The organism is Peptoanaerobacter stomatis, assembly GCF_000238115.1.
Lineage (GTDB): Bacteria > Bacillota > Clostridia > Peptostreptococcales > Filifactoraceae > Peptoanaerobacter > Peptoanaerobacter stomatis.
On sequence record NZ_JH414554.1, the window covers coordinates 23,346 to 42,297 of the forward strand.

Genomic DNA, 18,952 nt, shown 5'->3' on the forward strand with positions numbered 1-18,952 from the left:
CTTTTTATGAGTAATAAATTTATTCCTTTGTCAGTTCCCAATTTAAAGGGAAATGAGCTTGATTATGTAACAAAAGCAGTAAAAGAAGAATGGGTATCTACAGGCGGACCTTTTGTTAACGATTTTGAAGAAAAAATCGCAAAGTATGTAAAATGTAAAGGTGCAGTATCTTGTCAAAACGGAACTTCAGGTATACACATAGCTCTTAAACTTTGTAATGTAAAAAATGGCGATGAAGTCATAGTTCCTACACTTACATTCATAGCAGCTGTAAACCCTGTAAAATATTTAGGAGCAGAGCCTATTTTTATGGATTGCGACGATTCTTTGACATTAGACCCTGACAAATTGGAAAATTTTTGTAAAAATGAATGTGTATTTGAAAACGGCGCACTCATAAATAAAAATACAAAAAAAATTATAAAAGCATTGGTAGTTGTGCATGTATTCGGAAATATGGCAGATATGGAAAAAATAATGGATATTGCAAACAAATACAACCTCAAAGTTGTTGAAGATGCAACAGAGGCAATAGGCACATACTATACATCAGGAAGATATGCAGGAAAATATGCAGGAACTATAGGAAATATCGGAATATACTCATTCAACGGAAATAAGATAATGACTACAGGCGGTGGAGGTATGATTATATCTGATGATGAAGATTTGTTGAAAAGAGCAAAACATTTGACAACACAGGCAAAAAGTGACGAATTGTATTATACTCACGATGAAATAGGATACAATTATCGTATGACTAACTTACAGGCAGCACTTGGTTTAGCACAATTAGAACAGCTTGAAAAATTTATTCAAACAAAAAAAGACAACTATGAATTTTATAAAAACTCCATAAAAAATATTAAAGGGTTAAAAATACTTGATTTCAAACAAAATATAAGACCTAACTACTGGTTTTATTCACTTTATGTAGATGACACTTATCCACTTGATAAAGACGGTGTAATAAAATACCTGTTAAGCAAAAATATACAAACAAGACCTATATGGGGACTTATAAATGAGCAATTACCATATAAGAAAAGCATATCATACAAAATAGAAACAGCAAAAAAATATATCAATCACATTGTAAACATACCATGCAGTTCAAATCTTGATAAACAAGACATCGAATATGTTATAGAATGTCTAAAAACAGTAGAATAAAAAATCTCAAATATAAGATAAGAGGTTATCGCAATGAATGTTCAAGAATTTTTAATAGATGAAAATGCCACTATGCTTGAAGCCATGGCACAGTTGGATGAAGTTGCAAAAAAAAATCTGTTTGTGGTAAGAGATAATAAATTTGTCGCAGTCATAACAGATGGGGACATAAGAAGATGGATACTGAAAAAAGGTAATTTGGTAGCCAAAGTAAAAGACATAGCAAACTATAATCCAAAATATATTTATATTAAAGATGAAGTTGATTCAAGAAAATATCTCAAAAAATATAAAGTTGATGCACTTCCAATAGTAGATGATAACAAAAACATAGTATCCATAGTATTTTGGAATGATGAAAAGATAGGCTTGGAACACAAGTTAAATATACCTGTGGTTATTATGGCAGGTGGAAAAGGTACAAGACTGTATCCATATACAAAAATACTCCCAAAACCACTAATTCCAATAGGTGAAATACCAATAGTCGAACATATCATAAATAAATTTAACAGCTACGGTATGAATAATTTCTATCTAATCGTAAATCACAAAAAAAATATGATCAAAGCATATTTTAATGAAATAAATAAAAATTATAACGTAAACTATATAGACGAGGATATTCCGCTCGGTACAGGTGGAGGTCTCAGCCTGTTAAAAGGCAAAATAAACTCTACTTTTATACTGTCAAACTGCGATATACTCATAGAAGAAAACTATGAAACTATATATAATTATCACAAAGAAAAAAACAATCTCATAACAATGGTATGCTCATTGAAAAATATTAAAATACCATATGGAGTTGTAGAAATAAATGAAAATGGCGAAATTGACAACATAAAAGAAAAACCGGAAATATTATTTTTTACAAATACAGGTATGTATATCGTGGAGCCGAGAGTTATAGAAGAATTGGAGCAAAATAAATCCATAGGTTTTCCCGATGTTGTAGATAAATACAGAAAACAAGGCGAAAAAATAGGAATATTCCCTATAGGTGAAAAAAATTGGATGGATATGGGACAATTCGATGAAATGGAAAAAATGAGAAAAAGGTTAGAAGACAATGAATAAAAAAATTCTTCTCATAGGTGGCGGAGGTCACTGTAAAGTAATATTGGACAGCTTATTACAATATGAAGATTATGATATTTCCATAATAGATAAAAAAGAAAATATAGGAAAATCCATAATGGGCATAAAAATAATAGGTTCAGACGATGATATTGCAAGACTATACTCTCAAGGATATAAATATGCCTTTATATCTTTAGGAAGTATCGGAAATCCTAAAATAAGAATAAAATTATTTGATATGATAGATAAAATAGGTTTTGAAATTCCAAATATAATAGATAAATCCGCCGTAATAAGCAGATATGCAAAACTGCAAAAAGGTATATTTGTCGGTAAAAAATCTGTTATAAACTCAGGAAGCATAATAGAAAACGGATGTATAATAAACACAGGCGCAATAATAGAGCATGACTGTGTAATCAAAGAATTTGTTCATATTGCTTCAGGTACGGTTTTAGGCGGAAATGTAACTATTAATAAAAATACACATATAGGTTCTAACTCCACGATACGAAACAATTTGACAATAGGAAAAAATACTATTATAGGAATAGCGAGTGTCATAACAAAAAACATGGAAGATAATAAGTTGGCATACGGTAATCCCTGTAAGGAAATAAAAAATATATAGAACTAATTAATACAATTTTAAAAAAAATATTTAGATTAATACAGTTTTATAAATAAATTTGAAAGTTAACTACTATAAATGCAAAAAACGGAGGTAATATGGGCGTATTTATAATTGCAGAAGCAGGTGTAAATCACAACGGAAGTTTAAAGCTTGCAAAAAAATTAGTAGATGAAGCAAAAAATGCAGGTGTAGATTGTATAAAATTTCAGACATTTATGGCAGAAAATATAGTTTCAAAAACAGCAGTAAAAGCCGAATATCAAAAACAAAATACAAATAATGCAAGCGAATCCCAATATAATATGCTCAAAAAACTCGAGCTTTCTTTTTCAGATTTTATAGAATTAAATAATTATTGTAAAGCAAAAAACATACAATTTTTATCAACAGCTTTTGATTTTGACAGCATAGATTTTCTTAGCTCACTCGATATGAATGTATGGAAAATACCATCCGGAGAGATAACTAACCTGCCTTATCTTATAAAAATAGCAAATTTAGAAAAAGATGTAATTCTATCGACAGGGATGAGCACCATGGAAGACATACAAAATGCTCTTTCAGTTTTAAAAACAAACGGAGCCGGCAATATAACCGTCTTGCACTGCACAACAGAATACCCTGCTCCATTCACAGATGTAAACTTAAAAGCTATGCTGACAATAAAAGATGAATTTAATGTGAATATAGGTTATTCAGATCACACAAAAGGCATAGAAATACCGATATCCGCAGTCGCATTAGGTGCTACCGTAATAGAAAAACACTTCACCCTTGATAAAAATATGCAAGGACCTGACCATAAAGCCAGCTTAGAGCCTTATGAACTGAAAAAAATGGTTGAATCCATAAGAAATGTAGAGTCTGCATTAGGTGACGGTATAAAAAGATTAGCTGAAAGCGAGAAAAAAAATATATCAATTGCAAGAAAAAGTATTATTGCAAAAAAAGATATAAAAAAAGGCGAAATATTTACACAAGAAAATTTGACCGTTAAACGACCTGGAAACGGTATAAGTCCTATGAAATGGTTTGAAATATTAGGTCAAGAAGCCATAAAAGATTTTAAAGAAGATGAGTTGATAGAAATATGAAAAAAATAATAAGTGTACTTACTGCAACAAGAGCAGAATACGGACTTTTAAAACCCCTTATAAAAAAACTCAGTAAAATAGAAGAATTTGATATAAGAATAGTCGCTACAGGTATGCACTTATCACAAGAATTCGGACTAACTTACAAAGAGATAGAGCAAGACGGATTTATCATAGACAAAAAAATAGAAATACTTCTAAGCTCTGACACATCTTCGTCCGTTTCAAAATCTATGGGGCTTGCCATGATTAGCTTTGCAGATTATTTTTCATCTCTTAAACCAAATTTGTTGATAGTCTTAGGTGACAGATATGAAACTTTAGCTGTATCACTTGTAGCAATGAATGAAAAAATTCCAATCGCACATCTTTATGGAGGAGAAAAAACCGAAGGAGCAATAGACGACGTAATACGCCATTCAATAACTAAACTTAGCTACCTTCATTTTACAAGCACAGATGAATATAGAAAAAGAGTTATACAACTCGGTGAACATCCAAACAGAGTATTTAATGTAGGTGCACTCGGCATAGAAAACATACTCAACGAAAAACTCCTCACAAAAAAAGAATTGGAAGCTTCATTAAATATAAGCTTGGATAAAAAATATGCAATAGCCACTTTTCATCCTGTAACACTCGAAGATAAAACTGCAAAAGCACAGATTACAAATTTACTTGATGTGTGCAGTGAATACGAAAATATAAATTTCATCTTCACAAAATCAAATGCTGACGCAAACGGAAGAATGATAAACAAAATATTAGACGAATACGAAAAAAAAGTAGATAACATATATGTATTCACATCACTTGGTATGCTCAGATATTTAAGCGCTTTAAAATATTGCTCATTTGTAATAGGAAATTCATCGAGCGGACTTTTAGAAGCACCTACATTCAAAATACCCACAATAAATATAGGAGACAGGCAAAAAGGTAGGCAAAAAGCAAGTAGCGTTATAGATTGTTTACCCGATAAATCATCCATACAAAAAGCAATAGATAAAGCAACAGAAAATGAATTTATTGATATTTCCAAAAATACAGTAAATCCATACGGAGATGGAAATTCATCAGATAAAATAATAAAAATTCTAAAAAAATATCTGCTAAAAGAAAATATAGACCTTAAAAAAAGTTTTTATGATTGTGAGGTAAATGAGTGAAAAATATAGCTATCATACCGGCAAGATCCGGTTCAAAAGGTCTTAAAGATAAAAATATAAAGCTTTTAAACGGAAAACCCCTATTATATTATTCAATAAATGTAGCCATAAAATCAAAAATGTTCGATGAAATAATGGTTAGCACAGATTCTCAAAAATATGCCGATATCGCAATGTCATTCGGTGCAAGCGTACCCTTTCTACGAAATGATTTACTTTCAAACGACAATGCTTCATCTTGGGACGTAGTAAAAGATGTGATTTTGCATTATAAGAAAATGGGAAAAACTTTTGATACAGCAACATTACTTCAACCAACATCCCCTCTTAGAACAGCAGAAGATATAAAAAACGGCTATAAAATAATGCAAGAAAAAAATGCAAATTTAGTAACAGGTGTATGCGAAATGGACCACAGTCCATTATGGTCAAATACATTACCCCATGATAACTCTATGGAAAATTTTATCAATCCTTCTGTTGTCAAAATTCCAAGACAGGAAATACCTACTTATTACAGAATAAACGGTGCATTATATATAATAAAAATTTCTCATCTTTTCAGCGTATCTGACATATACTCAGATAAAAGCTACGCACATATAATGCCAAAGATGCATTCCATAGATATAGATGATATATTTGATTTCAAGCTTGCAAGCATTCTTATGAATGATTCAATTCAAAACAATTAAAAAATAATGAACTTTTTCATAAAAATTTTAAAAAATAATTCTTGTTTTTCCTGTAAAAACTTGAACAAATCAGTTTTTTGATATACACTTATATTTAGAAACAATGTATTTTAAATATAAGTGTATATTTTTTGCATAATAGCATTATACTAATACCTATTTGATTAATGGACATTATAAAAAATAATAATTAGTTTTTTAATGATTATAAATTGAAAGTATCCATTATCTGATCAGGTATTAGTATTACATTTAAAAAATATTAAACTATAAATATTATTTGGAGGTTTCACTTGGAACGTTATGATATTGTTATAATAGGTGCAGGTGCAAGCGGTGTGTTTGCATCATATGAATTTACAAAAATGGATACGAATGCAAAAATTCTTATGATTGATTCAGGTAATCCTATAGAAAAAAGAACCTGTCCTATCTCTGAAGGAAAGGTTAAAAACTGTATTAAGTGTACGCCTTGTAACATAATGAAAGGCTTTGGTGGTGCAGGCAGTTTATCAGACGGCAAATATAATATAACTAACAATTTTGGGGGAGATTTATATAAATATATAGGAAAAAAAGAAGCACTTGATTATATGGAATATGTAGATGAAGTGCTATGTAGTATTGACGGTCACGGGTCAAAATTATATTCAACATCAAAAACCAATATAAAGACTATGGCTATAAAAAATGACTTACATCTATTGGAAGCAAAAGTAAGACATTTCGGAACAGACAGAAATGTAAAGATATTGGAAAAAATATCAGCATATATAAGCAAAAAGGTTGATATGCTTTATAATACAACAGCTGAAAACATAGAATACAAAGATAATGAGTTCTATATACAAACTGACAAAAAACAAGAATTTACATCAAAATATGTGATACTTGCTGCAGGTCGCTCCGGTTCAAAATGGATAGGAAACATATGTGACAAGATGAAAATACCTACTACAAAAAACAAAGTTGATATCGGAGTTAGAGTGGAATTGCCTGCAGAAGTATTCAAACATATAACTGACGAAGTTTATGAAAGCAAAATAGTATATCAAACAAGAAAATACAATGACCTTGTAAGAACATTTTGTATGAATCCATACGGAGAAGTAGTGGCCGAAAATACTAACGGAGTTGTAACTGTAAATGGACATTCATATTCAGATCCTTCACTTCACACAGAAAATACAAATTTTGCATTACTTGTAAGCAATACATTTACCGAGCCGTTCAAAAACAGCAACGAATATGGAGAATCCATAGCACGCCTTTCAAATATGTTAGGTGGTGGTGTTCTTTTACAAAGATTCGGTGATTTAAAAAGAGGTAAGAGAAGTACACAACGCTCAATAGAAAAAAGTTTTATAGTACCTACACTTAATGCCACACCTGGAGATTTAAGCCTTGTAATACCAAAAAGACAACTCGACTCAATAATAGAAATGATAGAAGCACTTGATAAAATTGCTCCGGGAACAGCTAACAACGATACATTATTATATGGAGTTGAAGTAAAATTCTATAATTCAAATGTAGAAGTAGACAGTAATTTAGAAACAAAAATAAAAAATCTATACGTTGTAGGTGACGGTTCCGGAGTAACACATTCACTATCACAAGCATCAGCCAGCGGTGTACATGTAGCAAAAAAAATACACGAAAAAATTCAAGCAGAAAATTAGTAATAATATATAATTTATAATACTATTTACACATTTAAAATACCGTATAATTTTAATTTCCATATGTATATATTTTACGTAATACTTATGTACTATTTCTTAATCTATACGGTTTTTTAAAAGATTTTTGATATAAGACATAAAAGACTGTATATTAGAATATCGTGTTAATATACAGTCTTTTTTGTGTAAAGAAAACCCCCCGCTATGCGGGGGAGTTCAAAAAAGGCTAAGCCTATGAGTGGACAAAAAAACTCCCTTTGATTAAAATAAAGTTACTTTCTGACAATAACAAAATAAAATCAAAGGGAGGTCATAAAAATGAATGACAATAAGAGTTTATCACATACAAAGTATAATTGCAAATACCACATAGTATTTGCACCAAAATATAGAAGAAAAGTATTCTATGGAGAAAAAAGAAGAGAGATAGGAATAATATTGAGGAAATTATGTGAGTATAAAGGAATAACAATAATAGAAGCAGAGTGTTGTCCGGACCACATTCATATGTTTGTAGAAATACCACCTAAATATAGCGTATCAAGTATAATGGGTTATTTGAAAGGCAAAAGTAGTTTGATGATATATGAAAAATTTGGGAGCTTGAAATTCAAATATAGAAATAGAGAATTTTGGTGCAGAGGATATTATGTAGATACAGTAGGAAAGAATGCAAAAAAGATAGCAGAATATATAAAGAATCAATTAGAAGAAGATAAAATAGGAGAACAGATGAAAATAAATTATAAAGAAGACCCATTTATGGGTAGCAAGTAAAGAAGTATAATGCAAATGTCAGAAAGTATGTACGCCTGTTAGGGCGTTGCTGGAAATAGAGCCTTATAGGCGTATATGAAAAACCACCAGCTATGCTGGTGGATATTTATTATATATCTACTATATTATAATCATTTCTCGTAATATTTTTTACATCATATAATGCCTTATCAGCCATATCAAAAAAGTCTTCTATACTGTGTCGATTGTCAAAAAAGCCGAAACATACCCCTTGTGTTATTGTCACTTTGTCGGAAATTTTGGAATATTTATGCTCTATATTACAGTTTATAATTTTTTCTTTAAGAGTATTAACTATCTCTTCAACTTCATCTTTTAAATATCCGTTATATATTATTACAAATTCATCTCCGCCGTATCTGAATGCAAACATATTTTCTTTTATATTTACCAATGATTGAATTTCTTTTGCTATCGTCTTTATACATCTGTCTCCTGCCGTATGGCCGTAGTTATCATTATATTCTTTGAAAAAATCTATATCAACTATCTCTATGCTCAACGTTTGATGATTTTTAAGCAGCTGATTGTATATATTTTTAGAATAATCTTCATATGCAAATCTGTTAGGTATATTTGTAAGTGCATCCGTTTCAGATTTTTTACGCAGATTTGTATTTTCTTTCAAAGAAATTACCATTTTATTTACACTCTCGGAAATCAGGCTCATCTCATCTCTTGTTTTCAGATTTAACGGTCTTTCCGGTATAATTCCATCTTCAATCTGCTTTAAATAATCTGTTGTAATTTTTATGGCAGATGTCCATTTAGAAGTTAAAAACACTATGATTATACCACATATTAATATAGTAAGAATCATAATAATAGATATATTTTGCACAGAATATGATATTTGTGATTTAAGCTCCGTTATATTTCTTCCTACAACTATAGCCCCGACAGTATTTCCGTTTTTATCTGACAATCTGTTGTAAAGACAATATATCATACCTCCTGCAACATTTGCCTCTCCTGAATAAGTGCCTATATTATCTAATGAATCAGCCACATTTTTCGTTATATAAGTCCCTACTATTGATTTACCCTCAGGACTTTTCGTACTTCCTGCAACTCTTAAATAATGTCCTTCTTCATATCCTGCTGATGTCTCAGTTTCTTCAACATACCCAAGCTCGGCATTTTTATCCAGCATAAAAACATAGGCAAAAGTTCCTGTTTTCCTTTCATGTTCCAAAAAAGGTTCAAGATTAGCTTTTTCTTCAGTTCCGTCTCCTATTAAAACATCTCCGAAATATATTTTATCGCCTTTTATTTGCCATTCAAATTTACTATTATTACTGATCAAATCTTCTATATAATTTATATCGGACTGCAATCTCTGAGACATCAAGTTTTCTTCTAATCTTGTTATTGCAGAAGTAATCGCCAAATTCATAAATAAGAATAAAACTAATGAAAATACCATATATGTTAAAATTATTTTAGAATACATTGTTTTAAGCAACAAAAAATCTTTAATTTTTATAAATTTTTCAGATTTCATCTATATCTTTCACCTTAAATCAAAATAAATACATAAATCATTTATACTATTTTTTTTAAATATATTGTATTATTTTTATTAATAAATTAAATACTGTTTCTTATAATACACTAAATCACAATAAATTACAATAGAAATTATTATAAAATTTTTCTGATCTGTAAAAAAAATTACAAAAAAGATCCTTACACTTCTATTTTGTGTAAAGATCTTTTTGATTTTGCCGACTTAATAACATTGTACAAAAATACAGTTTTTTTATTTATCTTTATAATGGTGTTTATCCTCAAGCACCATATCTTTGACTTTCATAAGTCTTATCTGTGTACTTCTCTCGTTTTCATCAAGTTTCATAACTATATACTTGATATTTCTTTGCATTTCCGGTATCATAACATGCTCTAATGCATTTACTCTTCTTCTTGTTTTTTCTATCTCGCTTGCCATCAGCTGACAAGATTTTTCACATTCAGCCAATTTGAGCAAATCCGGTAAAATATCTGATAATTCTTTTACAGAATCATCCAATTCCGCTGATGTAAAAGCATAACCGTATGAGTACACGTCATTTGAATCCGCAGTTTTAGTTTTCGTTTCAAATACAGGTATTGTGACGCTCATAGCATTTCTGCTCTTAACATCAAGATATACTTCTTGTTTTGGAGCCATTATAGCAACTTTCAATATTTCTTCTGACATACTTGCTGAGGCAAGTGCGAATTGCTTATTGGCTTTTTTTATTTTTTCTTCAACATTTTCCCTAAGAACTTTGTTTACTCTAACTAAATCAAGAAATTGTTTCATAAGTTCATCTCTTTTGTCTTTTAAAAGCTTATGACCTCTTGTAGCAGTTTTCAGCTTTTTTTTGAGTCTTGTAAGTTCCATTCTGGTAGGGTTTACGGTCTTGCTTGCCAAAATCTCGCCTCCTTTTTACCAATTTAAATATTATTAGTTTTATTTTCCGTAGAATTCATCAAGATATTCATCTTTTATTCTTTTTAATTCTGCTCTTGGTAGTATTGAAAGGAGTTTCCAACCTAAATTAAGTGTTTCTTCTATTGTTCTGTTTGTTTCATAGCCTTGTGATACATATTCTTTTTCAAAAGCATCTGAAAATTTTGCATATAACAAGTCTATATCTGTAAGCGCAGCCTCTCCAAGTACGACCATCAGTTCTTTTGCCTCTTTACCTCTGGCATATGCGGCAAATAACTGGTTCATAGTGTCTGCATGATCTTTTCTTGTTTTTCCTTCTCCTATACCTTTATCTTTCAAACGTGACAATGATGGCAATACGTCTACAGGAGGCGTCAAGTTTTGTCTATACAGGTCACGAGTTAATATTATTTGTCCTTCTGTTATATAACCTGTAAGGTCAGGAATTGGGTGAGTTTTGTCATCCTCAGGCATTGTAAGTATAGGTATCATTGTTATACTTCCCTTTGAACCTTTCTTTCTTCCTGCTCTTTCATACATAGTGGCAAGGTCTGTATACATATATCCTGGATATCCTCTACGTCCCGGTACTTCTTTACGTGCTGCCGATACCTCACGAAGTGAATCGGCATAGTTAGTTATATCTGTCAATATTACAAGAACGTGCATATTTTGCTCAAATGCCAAATATTCTGCTGCTGTAAGAGCCATTCTCGGTGTTGATATTCTCTCAACAGCCGGGTCATTCGCAAGATTCACAAACATTACTGTTCTATCCAACGCACCTGTTTGTCTAAAGCTTTCTGTGAAGAAGTTTGATTCTTCAAATGTTATACCCATGGCAGCAAATACAACGGCAAAAGGTTCTGTAGTACCTCTAACTTGTGCCTGTCTTGCTATCTGTGCAGCCAATTTTGAGTGTGGAAGACCACTGGCAGAAAATATAGGCAATTTTTGTCCTCTAACAAGCGTATTAAGACCGTCTATTGCTGATACTCCTGTTTGTATAAATTCTTGCGGATAATCTCTTGCCGCAGGATTTATAGGCAAGCCGTTTATATCCAATCTTTTGTCAGGCAATATTTCAGGACCTCCATCTATAGGTCTTCCCAAGCCGTCAAAAACACGTCCCAACATATCAGGAGATACTGCAAGCTCCATACTTCTACCTAAAAATCTAACTTTACTGTTTGAAAGGTTTATTCCTGTAGAGCTTTCAAATAACTGAACTAAGGCATTTCCTTCGTCTATTTCCAAAACCTTACAACGCCTTTTTTCTCCGTTAGCAAGCTCTATTTCTCCTAATTCGTCATACGCAACATTTTCTACATCTTTTACCAGCATAAGAGGGCCGGCAACTTCTTGTATCGTTCTATATTCTTTTGCCATTATTCTTCCTCCTTATTGCTAATAAGATTTTTGATATCTTCTTTAAGCTCTTTTGATATGTTTTCAAATACTGTATCAACTTCTGATTCAGGAGTGTATTTAAATCTACCTATTTTTTCTCTTATAGGCATTTTTACTATTTTATCTATCTTGACATTATTGTTAAGCGCTTCTACGGCTTCATCATAGAATTCCAATATCAATTTCATCATTTTAAACTGTTTCTTAGCTGATGTATATGTGTCTACTTCATGGAAAGCTACTTGGTGCAAATAGTCTTCTCTTATTGAACGTGCCGCCTCCAATTTTAATCTATCTATTGATGACAATGCGTCCATACCGACAAGTTTAACTATTTCTTCCAATTCTGACTCTTCATGTAGCATAAGAACAAATCTTGCTCTTAACTCCATCCATTTTTCATCAACTTCAGTATTAAACCATTCTCCTAAACTGTCAGTATATAATGAATAACTTGTCAGCCAGTTTATAGCAGGGAAATGTCTTCTATATGCCAAGTTTGAATCCAATCCCCAGAAAACTTTTACTATTCTAAGTGTTGCCTGTGATACAGGTTCAGATATATCTCCTCCAGGAGGTGAAACAGCCCCTATGGCAGATAATGCACCTTGTCTTGGATTTTGACCAAGTGAATATATAAGTCCTGCTCTTTCATAGAATTGTGCCAACCTACTTCCAAGGTATGCAGGGTAACCTTCTTCACCCGGCATTTCTTCAAGTCTACCTGACATTTCTCTGAGAGCTTCCGCCCATCTTGATGTAGAGTCAGCCATAAGTGCTACTGAATATCCCATATCTCTAAAATATTCCGCAATAGTTATTCCGACATATATTGATGCTTCACGAGCTGCAACCGGCATATCTGAGGTATTTGCTATAAGCACAGTTCTTTCCATAAGTGATTTTCCTGTTTTAGGGTCAACCAACTCAGGAAACTCGTTAAGAACGTCTGTCATTTCGTTTCCACGTTCTCCACAACCTATATATACAACTATATCTGCGTCCGCCCATTTTGCAAGCTGATGCTGAACAACAGTCTTACCGCTTCCAAAAGGTCCAGGAACTGCTGCAACTCCACCTTTTGCAACAGGAAACAATGTATCTATTACTCTTTGTCCTGTCATAAGTGGCATTTGTGGTGGCAATTTTTTGCTATATGGTCTTTCATTTCTAACAGGCCATTTTTGCAACATAGTTATATTTATTTCTTTTCCATCTTCATCTTCCAAAACAGCTATAGTATCTTCGATTGTATAACTTCCTGAATTTATGGACTTTACTTTTCCCTTTATTTTATAAGGTACCATTATTCTTTGTTCAACTACTTCAGTTTCTTGAACTGTACCTATTATGTCACCTTGTTCTACGTAATCTCCTACTGATACTGATGCTTTGAAATTCCATTTCTTTTCTCTATCAAGTGACGGTACTTCTACACCTCTTGCCAAATTTGTTCCGGCCTTTTTCATTATTCCTTCAAGTGGTCTTTGTATACCGTCAAACATCCCTCCGATAAGTCCCGGAGCAAGCTCAACGCTAAGTGGAACTCCTGTAGACTCTACCGGCTCTCCCGGTTTCAGTCCTGAAGTTTCTTCATATACTTGCACAGACGCTTCATCACCATGTATTTCTATTATTTCACCTATAAGTCTTTCATTACTTACACGGACAACGTCATACATGTTGGCATCTCTCATTCCGGATGCTATAACAAGCGGTCCGGCTACTTTTTTTATGATTCCTTTGCTCATTTTATCAAATCACCTTCTTATATTTTTAATCATTGCCAAAAATAATATCCGATCCGACTGCTCTTTCAACAGATTTTTTGACATTAAGAATACCTCTGCCTGTATTTCCTGTTATTCCCGGAATAGGTATTATAGCCGGAAGATACACATTGGCATAATTGTCTATATATTTTTCAAGTTTTTCCTGAAGTGCTTCTGTCAAATATATTACTCCATAGTTATCTCCGGTAAGTTTCTTAAATATTTCAACAGCCTGTTCATCACTTTCTACCGCATAGGTATCAAGACCAAGTGTCGCAAAACCTTGAACACTTTCTATATCGCCCATAACTGCTATTTTATACATACATATCCCTCATTCTCTTTTTAACTTCTTCTTGCTTTAAATCATTTCTTTTAGCTACTGTAAGTATCCTTACCGTCTTTATTTCATTTTCTCTTGCTAAAATATATGCTATTATAGGAGAAATTGTCATAGGTGTATATTTTTCTTTTCTTATAGCACTTATTATCTGATTGTCGCACCAACATTCAAAGACTGCAAAATCAGTTTTTATAGCGTCTACAGCTTCCTTAAAATCAGTAGTTTCTAAATATGAATATATATTTTCCACACCTTGCACTGCCATATCGGCAAGCACGTTGATATCTATTTTATCACAAGACACCAATGCCATATCGAAAAACTTCCTGTCTTTTCCTGTTTTTGCTCCTCTTATAGCTATCTTGATATCTGCTATTACCACCTTCATTTGAGCATATTCTGTTAACAATAAGTTTTTACTTTCCTTAGATAATTCTATTATATACTCCAAACAGCCTTTATCCAAAATCATATCACAAAGTTGACCGTCACCTGTTTTAAACATAATTTCATAAGCTTCAAGTGCATAATTTGCTATTTGTTCCGGTAAATTGGCAAAATTTTTATTTTTTACCGCATCTATTATTTCGTCTACAGATATTGAACCGTTTTTCAAATATATAGAACTATCATTTACTTTAGTATATTCAGATTTTATAGCGGCTTTTAAATTATGAAAATCTTTTTCAACTCTAAGAGTATCAAATATACTCATATCCTCAAACATTTCTCTCATCAATGACCATATCTTGTCACTTTCAACGGAAAGTATATTATCCAATTTCTCGCTTCCGTCTCCCCATCCCTTATCCACAAGTATTCTGTTCATAGATTCAACGGAATTAGATGATATTAATTGTTCTATTACTGATGAATCAAGAAGGTTCACTTCTTTTGCCCTTATTCTTGCAACGGCATATATATGCTCATTATTAGACATTTATAGCCTCCTTCTTAATTAAATAAAAATGAATTTATCTTATCTTCAAGTAACTCTCTTTTCTCAGAAAAAATGGCTTCAAGTGAACAATTTTCTTCTACATCTTTATATATTATCACAAATCCTGATTTTTCATTAGAAACTTGATCATCTAATACAAGAGTTCCTTTTGAATTTTCAGATAACTTTGAATTTAATCTTGAAACTAATTCTTGACCGATACTATTCTTATCAGATGCTGTCAATCTAATTTTTCCTTCTTCTTTATGAGCGTATTTTAATGCTATTTTTTCAAGGAATGTTATATACTCATCTTTTGAAAGATTCTTTATATAATTTTTAGATTTTTCTATTATATCGGATATAATATTTTGTTTCTCTTCAAGTATCATTTTTTTCTTTTGAGATATAGCGGATGATATACCTTTTTCCAAATCAAGCTTGGAAATTTGTTCGAGCTCTTTTTCAAAAACAGCTTTTTTTTGAATTAATCTTTTCTTCCTGCTCTTTTATCATATCATCAGCAATTTTTCTTCCCTCAGACTCTATCTGTTCAACAGTTTGTCTGCTTTGCGCTTTTATTTCATCGAGGATTTTTTCCAATCCAGTCATCTTATATCCTCCCAACAATTTTTTTATCTAAATTGTGATTAACTATTATTATATAGTTAATGCTCCAACTCCGTTTACTGCAAGTATTGATACAAGAAGTGCAAGAACCGCATATGTTTCAACCATTGCCGGGAATATCATCGCTTTACCGAATTGATCCGGTTTTTTAGCCACAAGCATTATACTTGCTACTGACACTTCACCTTGGTATTTACCTGACATAAGACCAACTATAGCTATAGGTAAACAAGCTGCCAAATATAAAAGACCTTTTGCAGTTGACATTTCTGCACTTCCACCTAATATACCTATTTGTGTAAGTGTTATAAACGCTATAAGTAGACCATATATACCTTGTGTACCGGGTAAAAGTTGCAATACCAAAACTTTACTGAATTGTGAAGGATCTTCAGATACTACTCCTGCTGCCGCTTGTCCTGCTTTTCTTACCCCTATAGCTGAACCTATACCTGCCAACAATGTTGCAAGTGCTGCTCCTAATAATGCATAAACTACTCCCATATTTTGTAAATTAGACATTTTTTCTACTCTCCTTAAATTTAAAATATTTTGTATTCATTCTTAGTGGATTAAATTTTGAACCTCCACCTTCATAGAATTTGCCAAAAAATTCTACATATTGTAATCTGTTTGTATGAACATATGCACCAAGTGCATTTATTCCTAAGTTAAATATATGTCCGCCCAATATTATTATAGCAAATAATACTCCGCCTACTACTTTTCCTGATGCATCCACTACCATACCGGCCATCATATTTATTACAGATGCTATTACACCTGTTGCAAGTCCTAAGGCAAGAAGTCTTGAATATGAAAGCACATCGCTTAAATAGCTTGATATACCATATAAAGCATATAAACCTTGACCTAATCTTGCTCCTATATTTTTTGAGTCTCCATTTGTTACTACTATTCCTATAGCTCCTATTATAGCAAGATATTTCCCTACAATACCCACTACAACAGGTATAGATTCGTAATTATAACCAAATATATTGCCCAACATATCTGTTCTTACCAACAACGCTATACAGCCTACAAGCAGAACATACCAAAGTACTACATCTGATATTATTCCCATATAATTTTTTTGTTTCGCATATTGTACAGCTTTTAAGAACATACCTGCAAAAAGATGTATTATACCTACTATAAGAGAGAATGTAAGCAATCTCATAGGCTCTTTAACAGGTTCAAACCAAGTAGGAGCCAATATATGCCTTCCACCTAAATCCATATTAAAGAATTTTATAGCTATTACATCAAATAAATCTCCAAAGTAACTTCCAAACAGAACTCCCCAGAATATTGTAAATGCACCTGCCAAAGCATACATTCTAAGCGTTTTTCTCCATCCCTCTTCGAGCGTATCCTTGAATTTTACAAGTCCAAGAACAGACGCAATAAATATTACCAATCCATATCCTGCATCTGAAAGCATAAGTCCGAACATGAAATAGTAAAATATAGCCACAGCAGAAGTAGGATCTATATCTTTAGCTGATGGTAAAGAATAAGACTCAAGTACACCCTCTACCGGAGAAGCTAAAACTGAATTTTGAAGGAGTACAGGAGCATCTTCGTCATCCTGAGATACATCTTCAAATTGCAAATCTACCATATACTTTGAAGTAAGTGCATGTTTTAAATCATCAATATATTTTTTAGGTATATATCCCTTTAATACAAAAGTTTTATTTAACTGATGTAACTTAGAAAATGTATCCAAGCTGTCAGCTCTCAAACTTTCATAATCCATCAAAAATCTGATATTGTCCACTTTATCTACTTTTGAAATAATCTCCTTTTCCAAAGAAGATACTTCATTTTGACAATGCTCAATTTTTTCTAAAATATCTTTTTTCATTTCAGATACGGTCTTATCGCCATCTACCACAGGTGGTATAAATCCTGACATTCTAAGTGCTTCATATACTGAATTTTCATCTCTTTTTAAACATATTAGCGTGAAATACGTAAGCACATCTATAGACGATACCACTTCAAGTTCAAAAGGTATATCATCCACCTTTTTTTGAGAACCGGACAATTTATCTATAATCATCTCTTCTATATGAATTTTAGATAAATTATTAGGAAGTGTTCCTATAAAAAATTTTGTTGTCTTTGTCCCTTCAAAATCCAAAGGTACATTCAAATTTTCCCATGGCTTTAAAGACTCAAGTTTAGCATTTAATTGAGATATCTCACTCTTTTTCTCTTTTATTGTCTTGTTGGAACTAACAATATTTCTTGCCAATTTTGCATCATTTTCATATTCCGTTAAAAAATAATTGCTATATTCCTCTTCAGACATTTCTTTTCTTCCATTTAGAAAAAATGGCTCAGATATGCTGTTTTTAGCAAATGTTTTTAAAATCTCCATAGCATCTTTCGCATTATCTATATTTTTTCTCACTTGCTCTTTTGTAGATAAAACATCTTCATCATCTGCATTATTTTCAACATACTCTTGAGAAAAATGTCTTACTTCAACCATTTCCAATCTTTGAAGAGTTTCTAAAATATCTTTTTTATCTTTTTTCAATGCACATAAATATACACGCTGCATTTGCAGCTTAGCCATAAAATAACACCTCCCAAACTTTCTTGTTTTGAGTTAGAATTAAGCTACGCAAGATATTACTAAGGAAATTGCTCCTTGCTCTTTTTCCTTTACAATATTTCTAAGCTCTTCAATCTCTTTTTTTGCATCTTCAACTGCTTTTTTCATCTCTTCGTCATTTTTTAATTTAGAGTCGTCATTTAACTGTCTTCGTTTGTCTTTCTTGAAATTTTCAAAATCTGCTTCCATGCTTTTTGTCTTTTCTTTAGCTTCATGTATAATGCGTTCTTTTTCTACAAGTGCATCTTCTTGAAGCTTGCTGCATTCATCTTCAGCTTGTGTGACAGCTTTGATAATAGCATTTTCCAATACAAACTCCTCCCCCTTAACATAAAAAATATAATTATTGCCCCAAAATTGAGCAAAATCAAAGCTCAAAGAATTTTATGGCTAAATTCAAAGAGCTGTCTATAAAATTGTGCAAATATTACAAAAACTTGCACAAGGTTATACA

Annotated in this window: 19 protein-coding genes; 8 read left to right on the forward strand and 11 right to left on the reverse strand. The window is 31.9% G+C overall.

The window, feature by feature from the left end:
• Positions 1 to 6 precede the first annotated feature (6 nt).
• The 8 genes from HMPREF9629_RS06805 (at position 7) to tnpA (ending at position 8,310) form a co-directional block, all read left to right on the forward strand.
• Complete coding sequence (locus tag HMPREF9629_RS06805; protein WP_009525640.1) at positions 7 to 1,173, forward strand: LegC family aminotransferase; 1,167 nt, start codon at positions 7 to 9, stop codon at positions 1,171 to 1,173.
• A 33-nt stretch (positions 1,174 to 1,206) separates the two neighbouring features.
• Complete coding sequence (locus HMPREF9629_RS06810; protein ID WP_009525641.1) at positions 1,207 to 2,253, forward strand: sugar phosphate nucleotidyltransferase; 1,047 nt, start codon at positions 1,207 to 1,209, stop codon at positions 2,251 to 2,253.
• Positions 2,246 to 2,887 carry an acetyltransferase gene (locus tag HMPREF9629_RS06815; protein ID WP_009525642.1) on the forward strand — a complete coding sequence of 214 codons (642 nt, stop codon included), beginning with the start codon at positions 2,246 to 2,248 and terminating at the stop codon, positions 2,885 to 2,887. The genes HMPREF9629_RS06810 and HMPREF9629_RS06815 overlap by 8 nt, the downstream gene beginning before the upstream one ends.
• Before the next feature lie 98 nt (positions 2,888 to 2,985).
• Positions 2,986 to 3,984: an N-acetylneuraminate synthase gene (gene neuB / locus HMPREF9629_RS06820; protein ID WP_009525643.1), complete on the forward strand. Its 999-nt coding sequence runs from the start codon at positions 2,986 to 2,988 to the stop codon at positions 3,982 to 3,984.
• Positions 3,981 to 5,153 (forward strand): UDP-N-acetylglucosamine 2-epimerase, encoded by a 1,173-nt coding sequence (gene neuC / locus HMPREF9629_RS06825; RefSeq protein ID WP_009525644.1) that lies wholly within the window; start codon positions 3,981 to 3,983, stop codon positions 5,151 to 5,153. The genes neuB and neuC overlap by 4 nt, the downstream gene beginning before the upstream one ends.
• Positions 5,150 to 5,848: an acylneuraminate cytidylyltransferase family protein gene (locus HMPREF9629_RS06830; protein ID WP_009525645.1), complete on the forward strand. Its 699-nt coding sequence runs from the start codon at positions 5,150 to 5,152 to the stop codon at positions 5,846 to 5,848. The genes neuC and HMPREF9629_RS06830 overlap by 4 nt, the downstream gene beginning before the upstream one ends.
• A 293-nt stretch (positions 5,849 to 6,141) precedes the next feature.
• Positions 6,142 to 7,530, forward strand: a complete 1,389-nt coding sequence (locus HMPREF9629_RS06835; protein WP_009525646.1) for an NAD(P)/FAD-dependent oxidoreductase — start codon at positions 6,142 to 6,144, stop codon at positions 7,528 to 7,530.
• A 321-nt stretch (positions 7,531 to 7,851) separates the two neighbouring features.
• A complete protein-coding gene (tnpA, locus tag HMPREF9629_RS06840; RefSeq protein WP_009525647.1) occupies positions 7,852 to 8,310 on the forward strand; it encodes an IS200/IS605 family transposase in 459 nt (152 codons plus the stop codon).
• Between the two features lie 109 nt (positions 8,311 to 8,419).
• On the opposite strand, the gene HMPREF9629_RS06845 is transcribed toward tnpA, so the two are convergent.
• From HMPREF9629_RS06845 to HMPREF9629_RS06890, 11 genes are all read right to left on the reverse strand, one after another.
• Positions 8,420 to 9,835 (reverse strand): diguanylate cyclase domain-containing protein, encoded by a 1,416-nt coding sequence (locus HMPREF9629_RS06845; protein ID WP_009525648.1) that lies wholly within the window; start codon positions 9,833 to 9,835, stop codon positions 8,420 to 8,422.
• 258 nt (positions 9,836 to 10,093) lie between these two features.
• Positions 10,094 to 10,750 (reverse strand): V-type ATP synthase subunit D, encoded by a 657-nt coding sequence (locus HMPREF9629_RS06850; RefSeq protein ID WP_009525649.1) that lies wholly within the window; start codon positions 10,748 to 10,750, stop codon positions 10,094 to 10,096.
• Positions 10,751 to 10,789: 39 nt separating this feature from the next.
• Complete coding sequence (locus tag HMPREF9629_RS06855; protein WP_009525650.1) at positions 10,790 to 12,160, reverse strand: V-type ATP synthase subunit B; 1,371 nt, start codon at positions 12,158 to 12,160, stop codon at positions 10,790 to 10,792.
• Positions 12,160 to 13,932, reverse strand: coding sequence for a V-type ATP synthase subunit A (locus HMPREF9629_RS06860; RefSeq protein ID WP_009525651.1), 1,773 nt, complete (start codon positions 13,930 to 13,932; stop codon positions 12,160 to 12,162). Before HMPREF9629_RS06860 ends, HMPREF9629_RS06855 begins: the two co-directional genes overlap by 1 nt.
• Before the next feature lie 25 nt (positions 13,933 to 13,957).
• Positions 13,958 to 14,278 (reverse strand): V-type ATP synthase subunit F, encoded by a 321-nt coding sequence (locus HMPREF9629_RS06865; RefSeq protein WP_009525652.1) that lies wholly within the window; start codon positions 14,276 to 14,278, stop codon positions 13,958 to 13,960.
• A complete protein-coding gene (locus tag HMPREF9629_RS06870; protein ID WP_009525653.1) occupies positions 14,271 to 15,236 on the reverse strand; it encodes a V0D/AC39 family V-type ATPase subunit in 966 nt (321 codons plus the stop codon). Before HMPREF9629_RS06870 ends, HMPREF9629_RS06865 begins: the two co-directional genes overlap by 8 nt.
• Positions 15,237 to 15,250: 14 nt before the next feature.
• Positions 15,251 to 15,670 (reverse strand): hypothetical protein, encoded by a 420-nt coding sequence (locus tag HMPREF9629_RS06875; protein WP_009525654.1) that lies wholly within the window; start codon positions 15,668 to 15,670, stop codon positions 15,251 to 15,253.
• Between the two features lie 31 nt (positions 15,671 to 15,701).
• Positions 15,702 to 15,848 (reverse strand): hypothetical protein, encoded by a 147-nt coding sequence (locus HMPREF9629_RS12230; RefSeq protein ID WP_009525655.1) that lies wholly within the window; start codon positions 15,846 to 15,848, stop codon positions 15,702 to 15,704.
• A 48-nt stretch (positions 15,849 to 15,896) separates the two neighbouring features.
• Positions 15,897 to 16,388 (reverse strand): V-type ATP synthase subunit K, encoded by a 492-nt coding sequence (locus HMPREF9629_RS06880; protein WP_009525656.1) that lies wholly within the window; start codon positions 16,386 to 16,388, stop codon positions 15,897 to 15,899.
• On the reverse strand, positions 16,381 to 18,459 hold the full coding sequence (locus HMPREF9629_RS06885) for a V-type ATP synthase subunit I (protein ID WP_009525657.1): 2,079 nt from the start codon (positions 18,457 to 18,459) through the stop codon (positions 16,381 to 16,383). The genes HMPREF9629_RS06880 and HMPREF9629_RS06885 overlap by 8 nt, the downstream gene beginning before the upstream one ends.
• A gap of 39 nt (positions 18,460 to 18,498) precedes the next feature.
• Entirely contained in the window at positions 18,499 to 18,807 is a 309-nt protein-coding gene (locus tag HMPREF9629_RS06890; RefSeq protein WP_009525658.1) for a hypothetical protein, read from the reverse strand.
• Positions 18,808 to 18,952 lie beyond the last annotated feature (145 nt).